Origin of the sequence: Methanolobus tindarius DSM 2278 (assembly GCF_000504205.1) — an archaeon.
Classification (GTDB): domain Archaea; phylum Halobacteriota; class Methanosarcinia; order Methanosarcinales; family Methanosarcinaceae; genus Methanolobus; species Methanolobus tindarius.
Window position 1 is genome coordinate 2,073,672 of the sequence record NZ_AZAJ01000001.1, and the last position, 13,330, is coordinate 2,087,001.

Sequence of the window (13,330 nt, forward strand, 5' to 3'; positions counted from 1 at the left end):
TAAGTAAGTAATAATGGTTGAATACGGGCAGCTATAAGCAATTATTCAAGGAATTTCACTTACACTTTTTATCTAACTATTTTCGTAAGATGAAAATCCTGAAGATTTTATTATTTCCTTATCATTTGTTATGATAAGACATTCTACGTCTTCCAGTTCCTCAATCATTGCCAGTCCGTCTTCCTGACCGAGAATGAACACTGAAGTTGCCAGCGCATCTGCATCCATAGCTGTTTTTGCAATAACAGTACTGCTTATCAGGTTACTTGAAGGATATCCTGTTCTGGGGTCTGCAATGTGTGATACTTTTGCCTCGTCACTGAAATATCGTTCATAATTTCCGCTGGTTGCCACAGCTACATCCTGAATATCCATGATGGTCAGTGCATCCCCATTTTTATCAGGGTTCTGAAGTCCTACTCTCCACTGTGTGCCGTCAGGCTTTGTACCTATGTATCTGCCATCGCCGCCTGCATTTACAAATCCTGAAGTGATTCCATCACTTCTTAGTGATTCTATAGCAGCATCAACTGCGTATCCTTTTGCAACGCCACCCAGTGTAATTTTCATTCCTTTTTTCATGGAAATATTGTTTCCATCTATCATTATTGCTGAATAATTTACAAGTTTCAAGGTTTCGTTAATTTCATCGGATGTGGGAGGCTGGTTTGTTCCGCCGGGAGCATACTTGCTGGCCCAGAGATCCAGTATTGGCTGTATTGAAATGTCAAAGGCACCATTACTTTTTTCAGAATAATATGTGGAACGGCTTATTACACTGACAAGTTCAGGATCCGCGTTAGTTACTTCGCCTTCACTATTGAGAATGCTTATTTCACTACTATTGTCGTAGTTATTCATCAATTCGTCAACATAGCTTATTTTTTCAAAAGCACGGTCAATTATTTCAATAGCAGATGTTTCGTTGGAATTCACCACTGAGATAGTCACAGTAGTGTCCATCAGGCTTCTGGTTTGTGAGTATATCTCTTGTTCTTCAAGGGTCTGTGGACCCGTGTCCAAAACATAATTTATCATTAATAATCCTGTGAAAATCGCTATCAGTACAATGGCAACAGTTTTATACCTCATGTAGTATGAAAAGATATAACTAAATATTAAACCTATGTACCGCGGATAGGAAGGAAGTCAATTTCCTTCAATTATAATTATTATATTCATCCAAAGGAAGTAATAGAATGAGCAATCCCAGCACAGGATCAGGTACGGGAACAAGTTCAAGCAAGGATAAGTACCTTGTTGTCGCTCTTCATCAATTAATGGAAGAATACGGCTGGAGAGGTATAGAGAAGCATTTTGGCTTTGTAAAACATCATATTATTTACATAAAACCAGGCTCTCCTCTAGATAAAATTGAACTTAAAGCCAATGTACTTGGCAATCACATGGATGTGGACTTTTTAGGAGTATCTCCTCAAAAAGGTCTTCTTGACAAGGTTTTTGACTTTAATGTCAGAGTAGTGCGAAAGTCATTCGAGATTAGTAAATACGTTTCTAATGACTTGAAAATAACGAATGAGCAGGATTTGAGAAACAACATAATTGTTGTAATCAAACAGCTTGAAGAAGTTGCAGAGGAATGACACGAGGCAAATTATGGCTAAATTAAATGTAATTCTTATAGGTATCCTCGTTGTGATGTTCGCTGCAGCTGGTGTGTATGCATATGTAGGCAGCATCGGAAATGAAGCTATGTCTGTTCATTACATGACCGAGCAGACATGGTCTGATAGTTCATGCAGTGGCTGTCACGCAGGTGTATACGAGGAAGTATCAGGCTCATATCACGTTGAGCAGGACATGAAAAAATGGACCTCCATCATGGATTATGGTGTTGACATTGACAGCATTGATGAAGACATGATGGCTGTAACATACGGACAGGTTCATCCTGGTGGTGGATACATGTCGGATTATGGTGTTGACGTTGACTGTATGGTCTGCCATAATCAGGTCGGTTATGACTTTGAGGCACGTGCAGAAAGCATAGCTTCAGGTGACTTTGAAAATGCAAACGAAGCAGCAATCGAAGAGTCCCGCAAAGAAATGCAGAGTGAAACACTTTACATGGCAAGCTACATGCTTGATGTCTTAGCACCACTTCCACTTGTAACCGAAGTTCACGATGAAGTAAACGGTGCACCAAGCAAGGCACTTTGTGGCAGCAACTGTCACTCAGGTGACATTGCAACAACTGCTGTTACATGGAACCTTGAAGATTCAGCTTCTTATGATGTACACGATTCAGTAGACTGTCAGGACTGTCATGAAACTGAAGAACATGAGATCGGAAGCCGCGAATACCTGTTCGCATCCGAATCAGCACACATGGAATCTGAAGTAGGTGTAGTGGATTGTGATTCATCAGGATGCCACGAAGGTATATCACACGGTGGAATGGTTGATGCGCACCTTGAATTCATAAGCTGTGAATCATGTCACATACCTGCACTTCCAGGCAGTGATGTAACAGACACTCCGGTAATCAAGGAATTTAGCTGGGCAAACGGTGTCCGTGAAGACGTTATTTATGATTCAGAGTTTACACCTACACTTTCATGGTCAGATGGTGTCTATTATGATCAACTCCCAACAGCACAGGAAAGAGAAAATGATTCAGTACTCAAACCATACAATATAATCACAGGTACATGGTGGGATGCAGGTATCGATGAAGCTGTCCTTGCAGATCCTGACAACAGTTCAGCAATTGGAGACCCAATTGATCCGGCTGATGTACTAAGTGCAGATGGTGATGGTGATGGTGTTGTAACTGATGAGGAGATTCGTTCATATGATGGTGACATGGACGGAGCTGCAGATTATCCAAATGCAGTTCTGAGGACAGTTGATCTGTATTATCAGATAAGTCACAATATTGCCAGTTCAGATGTAGGTCTTGCAGATCCTCTGGTATGTGCGGACTGTCATGGAGTTTCTGCTTCAGACACTCTCCAGAATGTCCACTTTGGAAATGTAACCCAGAATTGTTCTGATTGCCACACAGTTATACCATCTATTAACTGGAAGCTGATTGGCTACACAACAGATCCTGCAGAAACAGTTCCACCTACCAATTTCTCTTCAAAGACTATTGAAGTAACAGTTGAAGGTGCAAAACCAACTGAAGTCGAAAGGGAGCCTGCATTCTAAGGAGTTGATAATGTGGATATCAAGAAATTAGATACATTACCGGAAAAGATCATTATTCCGCTCAGGCAGCACAGGGGTGCTGTCTGTGAACCCCTTGTGAAGAAAGGCGACAGGGTTCTTATTGGACAAAAAATAGGCGAAAGTGCAGAATACCAGTCATCAGCAGTTCACTCAAGTGTCTGTGGTGAGGTAATTGCAATCGAAGAGACAGCGCATCCGGACGGCAACAAAGTGATGAGTGTTATCATCCAGCCAGAAGACAGCAATGAAAGTGTTGCATTCTCCGCATGTAAGGATGTAAAAGCCGATAAACTTGCCCAGTTCATAAAGGAATCAGGTATAGTAGAACACTATGGAATGCCGACTCATACAGTCCTTAAACCAAAGGGTAAGAAGATTGACACTGTACTTATCAATGCTACATCATCCGAATGGATCGGTGGTTCATTTAAGACTCCCGGAGATTATGCATCCCAGATGATCGATGCATTAAAGCTTCTTATGAAGGCTGCTGGTGCTAAAAAGGGTGCAATTGTCCTGAGGACTGATGATCAGGAATCCATCAATGCATTTGAAGGTATTGAAGTTAATAAGAAAAAGCTAAAGGTAGCTCCTCTAATCGGAAGCCGCAATGTTGGTTACTATTTCAATGAACAGAATTCTGACATTGTTATTGTATCACAGGAACGCATCTTCGGTAAGAAGATCCTTAACTTCTTCACTTACAGGGTAACAGGAAGAAAGGTTAAGATCGGCTGTGACCCAACAGATGTAGGAGTTGCTGTTTGTGGAATCAAATCTGCAAAGGCACTTTATGATGCTGTTCATGAAGGCGTTCCTTTCTATGATACAGTTGTTTCTGTTGAAGGTGTTTCCAATAAGATGGAATACATACTTGTGAGAATCGGTACTCCATTTAAGGATGTTATTGATTCATACGGTTACACTGGTGCTATTGGTAAGATAATTGCCAATGGTGTAAGGACTGGTGTGGCACAATATACTGATCAGGTCCCTGTAACAAAAGGAACTACAAGGATAACCATTCAGAAACCTGAAGAGGTTATCAGGGATGAAGCAATAGAATGTATCCACTGTGCACGCTGTGTGGATGTTTGTCCTGTAGAACTTATACCAAGTCGCCTTGCTGTGATGGCAGACCAAGGCCGCTTTGACGAATGCCGACAGATACACATTGAGAACTGCATTGAATGTGGTGATTGTGCAGCAGTCTGTCCTTCCAAGATACCCATATTACAGCTAATCAGGTATGCAAAGGATGCAATCGAGATGGCATACGAAGACATGCCAGCAAAAGAGTCATCCAATCTGAAACTTGGCTGTGGATGCGGAGGTGAGTAAAAATGACATATACAATTTCAGCTCCTCCTCATAAGAAAACAAGATTAGATTTCAAGACATTAAATTATAGTAAAATAATTGCTCTGCTTCCACTCTGTCTTGCAGCAATATACTTCTTTGGCATTCCTGCCCTAGGTATTATTGTTACATCAGTGGTAACTGCTGTGGTGACCGAGTTTGCCATACAGACACTTACAAAGCAGAAAGTAAGAATTGCAGACGGTCATGCTGCTATGATGGGACTTATGCTGGCATTACTCATTCCACCGGAAGCTCCATTGTGGATTGCTGCATTTGCAGCTTTCTTTGCAATAACTGTTGGTAAACATGTGTTTGGTGGAATCGGTTCTTACATTTTCAATCCTGTTCTTGTAGGCTGGGTATTTACCAGAAGTGCATGGTCAGGATTTATGACTCCTGCATCCATTCCTCATATCGGCCAGTTCTCTGACCTTATACTTGAGCACGGTGCAGGTATGATGGTAGGCGTTTCTCCAATACTGCTCATTGGCGGTGTGTATCTTATCTACAAAAGATACATTGACTGGAGAGTTCCGGTTGCATTCTTTGCAACAATGGTAATCCTGCCACAAACACTGCTTTTCCTATCAGGTGTGATGGCTCTTGTCCATGAAGGAAGTCTCAACCCATTGATGTATATGTCACAGATGTTTGCATTCCTAAGTCCAAGTCCTGAACTGTCATATTCAATGATAGGGGTTGTATTCTTTGGAATACTCTTCCTGGCAACGGACACAGCAACATCTCCTGTGACGAAAAATGGACGTATTGTTTACGGAATTACATGTGGTGTACTTGTATTTATCTACGGTTACTTCGCTAACTATGTTGATGGATTGCTGTACGGTATATTCCTTGCAAACTGTGTTGCATCATTTATTGAGATTAACACAATGCCTGCATCATTCGGCACAATGTCATTTGCAGAAAAAGCATACAGGCGTATAATGGATAAAATTCCCTCATCATTAAAATTCGAGGTGATTAACAATGAGTGAATCCAATAGGGATACAGCCATAGTGATTGGAAAAATCGTCCTCATATCCGTTGTGGCAGCTCTTTTGTTAGGTATTACTTATGTCCCTACAAGTGCCCAGCTTAAGATTAACGAGGAAAACTCTAAAAAAGAGATATTAGGCGGACTTATTCCTGAAGCCAATAACAACTTTGAAGCAGTCTATGGCGACACTCTTGATGAAGATGGCAATCCTGTAGTACTTTATTACCGTGCGCAGGATTCTTCAGGTAACATTATTGGTTATGCATTCTTCCAGCAGCAGGCAGGTGCACAGGGACCACTTGTTGTTGCAGGTGGAATAGACTCTGCATTCAGTATTTTCCGTGGGATGGATGTCCTGAGTCATGAAGAAACTCCGGGACTTGGTGCGAAGATCGTTGAAGATAGTTTCCAGAGTCAGTTTATTGATATTCCAATCGAATCACTTGCCCTATCAAGTGCAGGTGGCTCAATTGATGCTATTACAGGTGCAACTATCTCCTCACAGGCTGTCGTAGATGCGCTGAATACTAAAATAAGTGAAATTGAAGAGGCAGAGGAGTGATATTATGGACCCGTTAAGTGAATATATTCGTGGTATTACAAGAGACAACCCGATCTTCGGACTTGTTCTGGGCCTCTGTCCTACACTGGCAGTGACCACATCAGTCGAGAACGCAATCGGTATGTCCGCAGGTACGGCATTCGTACTTGTATGTTCAAACATTTTCGTATCAGCTTTAAGGAAACAAATTCCTTCAACTGTAAGACTTCCGATATTCATCATCATTATAGCGACATTCGTGTCGATTGTAAAAATGATAATGCAGGCGTATTTCCCGCCCATGTATGCGGCGTTAGGTGTGTTCATTCCGCTAATTGTGGTGAACTGTATCATTATCGGCCGTGCAGAAGCGTACGCAAATAAAAATAATGTTTTCTATTCGTTCATAGATGGTCTAGGTATCTCCACAGGTTTCTTACTTGTACTGATGCTCATTGGTGGAATCAGGGAACTCCTTGGAACAGGACAGATAGTAGTATTCGATTACACAATCATCAACCTGTCACTCAGTTACCCAATAACCACAATGATATTGCCTGCAGGTGCTTTCCTGACAATAGGAGGACTCATGGCAATCGTGAACTATCAGAGAGCAAGGAAACTGGCAAGAGGTGGATAAAATGGCAGAAGATGCATTATTCTCAATCTTTATGGATGGTATATTCATCAAGAACTTCCTGCTGATCCAGTTCCTTGGACTGTGTTCCTTTGTGGGCGTAACCAAGGACGTAAAAAGTGCCGCGGGAATGTCCGGAGCTGTGGTGTTTGTCATGGCAATGGCTTCTACGGTATCATACCTGATTTACACCTACATTCTGGTGCCTGCAAATATGCAATTCCTTGATCTTATCAGCTTTATTGTTGTAATTGCAGCACTTGTGCAGCTGGTAGAGTTCGTAGTAAGGAAGAATATTCCTTCACTTTACCGTTCACTGGGTATTTACCTGCCACTTATCACAACTAACTGTGCTGTACTTGGTGCGGTACTTCTCAATGAAAGTTCAGGCTATAACTTTGTACAGAGTGTCGTTTTCGGTATTGCAGCAGGTCTTGGATACACCGTAGTAATGCTCATGATGTCCGGTATAAGGGAAAGATCAACATTTGTAAACATCCCATCATCAATAAGGGGTCTGCCACAGGCATTCTTCATTGCAACAATGCTTTCTCTGGCTTTTGTTAACTACTTCTGGGTGATTCCAATATGAGCGAACTGGTAACTTTACTTGTACAGGCAGGGGCAATCCTCGGAGGTCTCGGACTGGCTGTCGGTGTCATGCTTGTAGTGGCATCAAAGAAGTTCAAGGTAGAGACAAATCCTCTGGTTGATGAGATAGTCGAAGTTCTTCCTGGAGCCAACTGTGGTGCTTGTGGTTATGCAGGTTGTGCAGATTTTGCAGAACGTGTTGTTAACGAAGGTGCACCAATTAACGGTTGTCCTGTTGGAGGTTTTGATGTTGCCAAGGAAATTGGTGGCATTCTTGGGCAGGAAGTTGCAGAAGGTGAGGAGCAGTATCCGTTTGTCAGATGTAACGGCGGACTTAATTGTGTTGACCGTTTCGAGTATGTTGGTTTTGAAGACTGTAAGGCAGTTATGATGCTGTCAGACGGTGAGAAAGGCTGTAATTACGGATGTATGGGCAGAGGTACTTGTGTACGCGCATGTCCTTTTGATGCTCTTTCCATTGGTGAGGATCGCCTGCCACATGTGAACAAAAACCTGTGTACCAGTTGTGGGCTTTGTATTGCATCATGTCCTAATGACATACTTGTGTTTGCAAAGGAATCTGAAAAGGTACATGTACTCTGTATGTCACACGACAAAGGTAAGGCTGTAAAGGAATCATGTACTGTTGGTTGTATCGGATGTAAGATCTGTGAGAAGAACTGTCCTGAAGAAGCTATTACAGTGACCAAGTTCCTTGCAGAGATCGATCAGGATAAATGTACTGCATGTGGAATATGCGTGGAAAAATGTCCACAGAACACAATTGCTATCAGGTGATCATATGACATATAAGACAAAGATTGGTCTGAACGAAAATATCGTTGCAGCCCTCAGTTATGTAGGATTCTGGATCACAGGAATAATCTTCCTGCTCATTGAGCCGGATAACAAGTTTGTCAGGTTCCATGCAATGCAGTCACTGCTGATATTCCTTCCACTTTCACTGATTATCTTCATCGTGGGATGGATACCATACGTTGGCTGGATAATAGCTGATTTCCTTGGATTCGGCGCATTATTCTTCATACTTGTGCTTGTCATAATGGCATACAAGGGTTTAATGCTCAAGATTCCTGTTGTAGGCAGTTACGCTTACAAGCTGATCTATCAGTAAAATCAAAAATATACAGAAATACAAAATCAGCAGGATGCCATCCGGCATAATCCTGCTCATCTTTTTTTTAATCTACGAAAACTTAAAAAACTACATCTTCCTATTAATGCAGGTATGCATACTTCTATGCGGAGGGTTTGAAATTAAAGAAGAGATATGGATTGAAAAGTATAGGCCCTTTAAGCTCGACGATGTGGTTGGCCAGACAGAAACTGTTGAAAGGCTGAAATCTTACATTAAAACAAGAAATCTTCCACATCTCCTGTTCTCAGGTCCTCCCGGAGTTGGAAAAACTGCAACTTCCGTGTCAATTGCACGTGAGCTTTTTGGAGATTCATGGCGTGAGAATTTCACAGAGCTTAATGCTTCTGATGAACGTGGAATTGATGTTGTCAGGACAAAGATCAAGAACTTTGCGAAAACAACTCCAATTGGCGGTGCGGATTTCAAGATAATCTTCCTTGATGAAGCAGATGCGCTCACATCTGATGCGCAGTCAGCACTCAGGCGTACCATGGAACGCTACACCAATAACTGTCGTTTTATTCTTTCATGTAACTACTCATCCAAGATAATTGAGCCTATCCAGTCAAGATGCGCAGTCTACAGGTTCCGTCCGTTGTCTGATGAAGCTGTGGCAGAACGTGTAAGATTTGTAGCAAATAATGAGAATCTGGATATTGCAGATGATGGTGTGGATGCCATAAAATATGTTGCGCAGGGCGATATGAGAAAAGCTATTAATGCTCTTCAGGCAGCAGCTCTTATTGCTGACACAATCCACAAGGATGCAATCTACAAGATTACTGCAACTGCACGTCCTGAGCAGGTAAAAGAACTTATCATGACTGCTCTGGAGGGGAGTTTCAGTGCATCCAGAAAACATCTGGACAGCCTTTTGCTGGAGCAGGGACTTTCCGGAGAGGATGTTGTAGGTCAGATATACAGGGCCATGTTTGAGGTAGATATTCCTGAGAAGAAGATGGTCGAACTAATCGATGTCATCGGTGAGATTGATTTCAGGCTTACAGAAGGTGCCAATGAAAGAATTCAGCTTGAATGTCTGCTGGCACACTTTGCATTGTCGGGTAAGGAATGTAATTGAGTCTTGAAGCAACAGTACTGGACTTACTTTCCTCTTTTCCTCACTGGCTTGCAACCATGGTGATTGGTGCAATGCCAATATTTGAGTTAAGGGGTGCCATTCCCATTGCACTTGGAATATATGATATGAGTCCTGTTTCCGCATTTATTTTTGCAGTACTGGGCAACATGATTCCCGTTGTACCTTTACTCCTGTTTCTGGATCCCGTTTCCACTTATCTTCGCCGTTTTGCTATATTCGATAAATTCTTTTCATGGCTTTTCGGAAGAACACACCGTAACCATTCGGAAAGATTTGAGAAATACGGTACGCTTGCACTGACACTTTTTGTTGCAGTACCACTGCCTGTAACTGGTGCATGGACTGGGTGTGCAGCAGCGTTTGTTTTTGGTATTAAGTTCCGACATGCATTTCCGGCAATACTTGCAGGAGTGCTGATTGCAGGAATAATAGTAAGCAGTGTTACATTAGGTGGAATAGGTCTGGTAGATCTTTTCAGCTGAAAATACAGGCAATGCTGATAGTTACAAAATAGAATTAATAGAACAGTGAAACTAAAAAAGTAGGATTTTGGGATTATTTTCCCAGCATCTCTTTTGCAAGGGTGATATCTTCAGCCTTAACTGTTTTTCTTCCTGCATGTTCTGCAAGTTTAATGGCTTCCCTTGAAATTTCAAGTCCGTATTCTTCCAGTATGGCTGTGAGTTCCATTCCTGCAGACTCGCTTACTCTTTGTGCTCCGGCGTTTCTTATAACTCTCTCAATAGGTGCAAATGGAATTATTGTCATAAATATCCTCTTATATGTCTTCTATAATCAATTTGGTTGAATTTCCAGTAACAAATATCAAAATAACCTATATATAGTTTTTTAAAGAAAAATCCAAATTAAATCAAGCTTATTTGTATTTTCAGGGTAATTTGGATATTTTTTATTTTTTGACTCGATGAATTACTCTTTCTTTTTCATTTTCTTAGCCATGTCTTTTCCAAGTCTGATGCATTCGGCCAGATCTTTTTCATTTGGGACATACTGTATTCTCAATACCGGGTCAATTACTTCTACTCCTGCTTTTCTGAGCTTCTCAGCGATTAGCACTGGTGCTTCTCCGCTCCATCCGTAAGATCCGAAAGCTGCACCCAGTTTACCTTCAATTCCTATCTCTATTAATTTGTCCAGGAATTTAGCTATGGGTTCCAGCATTGTGTAATAGAAGGTGGATGAACCTATGCATATGGCATCATATTTTGCAACTTCTGCCGGGTCCCATTCATAAAAGTTGTCAATGTCAACATCTACATGTTTTTCACGTGCACCCTCGGCAATGGCTTCTGCCATCATTTTCGTACTTCCCTGGGTACTAAGGTATACTATAGCTAGTTTTGGCATTTTTTTGACCCCCATAATTTACGGCAGTTTCCACTGCTATTTTAAAATATGTAGTCTCCACGTTCATAAACATTCCTGATAATGTAATTGTACATTTGGTTATCTTTATTGCTAATCAGGAAATACAATTATGGAGACTTCAATTAAAGGAGAATCCCTATGGACGAGAAAATCGCGCCACATATAGATGAATTAACCATGGCGCTTGGAAACATTAGCAGGGAAGAGATTAGCAGAGAGCTTGATAAACTTTTGAAATACCGGGTTCCTCTGGATGAAGCAAAAAGGATGATAAAAAGCAAATATCTTTCAGTTTCATCTAATACGGTAAGTGTCAAAGACCTTTCACCGGGGCTGAATGGTATCGAAATAAGCGGACGTATAATCGATATTGTTGAAAAAACCGTTTCTATACAGGGCGAGCAGAAAACCATATTTTCAGGAACTCTTGGTGATGGCACAGGTATCTGTTCATTTACGTGCTGGGATGACATGTCCTTAAATCCCGGAGATGCGATACTTATCAGGAATGCCTATACGCGCCTCTGGAATAACAGGCCTGAACTTTATTTTGGAAAAAGATCAACGATAACATATCTTCAGGATGATGAACTTCCTGAATCTGACGAGATGTCCCAGTCAAATCTCAAAAAACTTGGTGACATTGTTCCTGCAGATGTACTCGTAAGTTCTGTGGTATTGATTGTAGAGATGTATCACCGCGAGATAATGCTCAAAGGCAAGGAAGTTACTGTTGTTGAAGGTGTCCTGGCAGATGAGACCGGTAAACTCCCATTTACTTCATGGATGCCTATGGGAGGGCCGGATATCGGTGATTATATTCATTTCGAAGGAGCTTCTGTGAGAATATTCAGGGGTCTTCCCTCCATTAATTTTACGGAAACAACTACCATTGAGAAAATCTCTGATGCAACGGGGCTGCCATTTTCAATAGAATCAGTAAACAAGGCAAACTCATCTGTTGCAATTGAAAAACTTCTTGAGAAGGAAGGAATGTTTGATGTAACTGTCAGTGGTAATATAATATCTGTCAGGTCGGGTTCAGGACTCATTGAACGCTGTTCCCAATGTAATCGTGTAACACAGAAATCTTCCTGCCGCTCACATGGGGAAGTGGAATGTCTGACGGACATGCGTATAAAAGCTATTCTGGATGACGGAACCGGTGCAGTTCACCTGATGCTTAACAGGGAACTTTCCGAGGCCGTTTATGGTAAAAGCATGCATGATGCTGAGAAGATGGCACAGAGTTCACTTTCCGGGGAAGCTGTCTTTGAAGACATGAAAAAGGTGCTTACAGGTAAATATCTTGCAGCAAGGGGAAATTCATCCCGAAATGAGTTCGGTGTTTCACTTGTAGCCAGATCGGTATGGATTCCGGAAAATTATGTTGAGCAGAGTATTGAAGAACTTCTGGAAAGAATGGATGCAGGATGTGATGATTAATGGTTGAGAGAGAAGTTGCATACAGGATGTTTGCCAGGGAGTTCAATGATTCACGTTTTCACCTTTATTCCTCATCATCGGCATCTGAACAGGATATCTATTCACCTAATTTTCTTATAAGTCCTACCGGTCTTAAAGTAAACAGGGTTTTTATTGTTGGTGTCGTTACGGAAGTTGACCGTCTGTCCGAGCAGAAAGGCAGTGAAAGGGAATTATGGAGAGCACGCATCTCAGATCCGACCGGAGCATTCACCATTTATGCCGGAAGCTACCAGCCCGAAGCATCTGTATTTTTGTCCACAATACAGGTTCCGTCTTATGTAATGGTACTTGGAAAGGTTCGGTCATACGAGCCAGGTGATGGTTCAGTCTTTGTATCCCTGCGCCCGGAAGAAATTAATTATGTTGATGAATCCATTCGGGACAGATGGATAGTTGAGACTGCTGAAATGACACTTGATCGTCTTGATGAATTTGATAAGTTCTTTTCAGAGGATACGGGAGAAGGCAAACTTATGGACAGAATACTGTCAAGCGGTGTTCAAGATTCATCGGCAGGTGGAATGTGTCTTTCACTTGATTATTATCACAAGGATGCAGAATATTATAAATCAGTAAAAGAGGATGTGAGGAAAGCTCTGTGTTCAATAAGAAAATCCAGTGGTAAAACCGAGGATATTGATTATGAATCAGAGGTTCAATCGATTGCTGAGGAACTTGACGATGGCAGTGGATTTGAGTATATTGCTTTTATTAACATAGCAATTTCCAGAAATATTCCGGAAAAGCTTGCTGATTCTACATTAAAGATACTTCTTTCAAAAGGTCATCTTTATGAACCAAGAGCCGGTGTTTTTAAAGTGATACACTAGCATTTAGGACTATGTATCTACTATGGGAATTAAAG

General features: G+C 41.5%; 16 protein-coding genes. 13 read left to right on the plus strand and 3 right to left on the minus strand.

Translation table 11 applies throughout. The features are described 5' to 3' along the window. Window positions 1-72: 72 nt before the first annotated feature. Complete coding sequence (locus METTI_RS10020) at window positions 73-1,092, minus strand: FAD:protein FMN transferase (RefSeq protein ID WP_023845706.1); 1,020 nt, start codon at window positions 1,090-1,092, stop codon at window positions 73-75. 107 nt (window positions 1,093-1,199) lie between these two features. On the opposite strand from METTI_RS10020, the gene METTI_RS10025 reads away from it, so the two are divergent. The 11 genes from METTI_RS10025 to METTI_RS10075 all read left to right on the plus strand — a co-directional run bounded on the left by METTI_RS10025 (window position 1,200) and on the right by METTI_RS10075 (window position 10,070). After that, window positions 1,200-1,604 (plus strand): hypothetical protein, encoded by a 405-nt coding sequence (locus METTI_RS10025; RefSeq protein WP_023845707.1) that lies wholly within the window; start codon window positions 1,200-1,202, stop codon window positions 1,602-1,604. Window positions 1,605-1,617: 13 nt separating this feature from the next. Further along, window positions 1,618-3,174, plus strand: coding sequence for a methanogenesis multiheme c-type cytochrome (gene mmcA / locus METTI_RS10030; RefSeq protein WP_023845708.1), 1,557 nt, complete (start codon window positions 1,618-1,620; stop codon window positions 3,172-3,174). A 12-nt stretch (window positions 3,175-3,186) separates the two neighbouring features. Then, window positions 3,187-4,536, plus strand: coding sequence for an Rnf electron transport complex subunit RnfC (rnfC, locus tag METTI_RS10035; protein ID WP_023845709.1), 1,350 nt, complete (start codon window positions 3,187-3,189; stop codon window positions 4,534-4,536). A gap of 2 nt (window positions 4,537-4,538) precedes the next feature. Then, a complete protein-coding gene (gene rnfD / locus METTI_RS10040) occupies window positions 4,539-5,555 on the plus strand; it encodes an Rnf electron transport complex subunit RnfD (protein WP_023845710.1) in 1,017 nt (338 codons plus the stop codon). Continuing rightward, complete coding sequence (gene rnfG / locus METTI_RS10045; RefSeq protein WP_023845711.1) at window positions 5,548-6,120, plus strand: Rnf electron transport complex subunit RnfG; 573 nt, start codon at window positions 5,548-5,550, stop codon at window positions 6,118-6,120. The genes rnfD and rnfG overlap by 8 nt, the downstream gene beginning before the upstream one ends. Window positions 6,121-6,124: 4 nt before the next feature. Beyond that, window positions 6,125-6,739: an Rnf electron transport complex subunit RnfE gene (gene rnfE, locus METTI_RS10050; protein WP_023845712.1), complete on the plus strand. Its 615-nt coding sequence runs from the start codon at window positions 6,125-6,127 to the stop codon at window positions 6,737-6,739. Between the two features lies 1 nt (window position 6,740). Next, entirely contained in the window at window positions 6,741-7,328 is a 588-nt protein-coding gene (gene rnfA, locus METTI_RS10055; protein WP_023845713.1) for an Rnf electron transport complex subunit RnfA, read from the plus strand. Beyond that, window positions 7,325-8,125 (plus strand): Rnf electron transport complex subunit RnfB, encoded by an 801-nt coding sequence (gene rnfB / locus METTI_RS10060; protein ID WP_023845714.1) that lies wholly within the window; start codon window positions 7,325-7,327, stop codon window positions 8,123-8,125. The genes rnfA and rnfB overlap by 4 nt, the downstream gene beginning before the upstream one ends. Window positions 8,126-8,129: 4 nt before the next feature. Beyond that, window positions 8,130-8,462: a DUF4870 domain-containing protein gene (locus METTI_RS10065; protein ID WP_023845715.1), complete on the plus strand. Its 333-nt coding sequence runs from the start codon at window positions 8,130-8,132 to the stop codon at window positions 8,460-8,462. A 106-nt stretch (window positions 8,463-8,568) separates the two neighbouring features. Beyond that, window positions 8,569-9,567, plus strand: a complete 999-nt coding sequence (locus METTI_RS10070; RefSeq protein WP_048136073.1) for a replication factor C small subunit — start codon at window positions 8,569-8,571, stop codon at window positions 9,565-9,567. Next, window positions 9,564-10,070, plus strand: a complete 507-nt coding sequence (locus METTI_RS10075; RefSeq protein ID WP_023845717.1) for a COG2426 family protein — start codon at window positions 9,564-9,566, stop codon at window positions 10,068-10,070. The genes METTI_RS10070 and METTI_RS10075 overlap by 4 nt, the downstream gene beginning before the upstream one ends. 73 nt (window positions 10,071-10,143) lie before the next feature. Here the strand turns inward: METTI_RS10075 and METTI_RS10080 are convergent, their stop codons facing one another. Together METTI_RS10080 and METTI_RS10085 are read right to left on the minus strand one after the other, a co-directional pair. Next, a complete protein-coding gene (locus METTI_RS10080) occupies window positions 10,144-10,356 on the minus strand; it encodes a histone family protein (protein ID WP_023845718.1) in 213 nt (70 codons plus the stop codon). Window positions 10,357-10,518: 162 nt separating this feature from the next. After that, the gene (locus METTI_RS10085) at window positions 10,519-10,956 is read right to left on the minus strand and encodes a flavodoxin domain-containing protein (protein ID WP_023845719.1); all 438 of its coding nucleotides are present in this window, start codon (window positions 10,954-10,956) and stop codon (window positions 10,519-10,521) included. Window positions 10,957-11,115: 159 nt separating this feature from the next. On the opposite strand from METTI_RS10085, the gene METTI_RS10090 reads away from it, so the two are divergent. Both METTI_RS10090 and METTI_RS10095 read left to right on the plus strand, forming a co-directional pair. Then, window positions 11,116-12,423: a Single-stranded DNA binding protein gene (locus tag METTI_RS10090; protein WP_023845720.1), complete on the plus strand. Its 1,308-nt coding sequence runs from the start codon at window positions 11,116-11,118 to the stop codon at window positions 12,421-12,423. Beyond that, window positions 12,423-13,295 carry an RPA family protein gene (locus METTI_RS10095; RefSeq protein WP_023845721.1) on the plus strand — a complete coding sequence of 291 codons (873 nt, stop codon included), beginning with the start codon at window positions 12,423-12,425 and terminating at the stop codon, window positions 13,293-13,295. Before METTI_RS10090 ends, METTI_RS10095 begins: the two co-directional genes overlap by 1 nt. The last annotated feature ends 35 nt before the right edge of the window (window positions 13,296-13,330 follow it).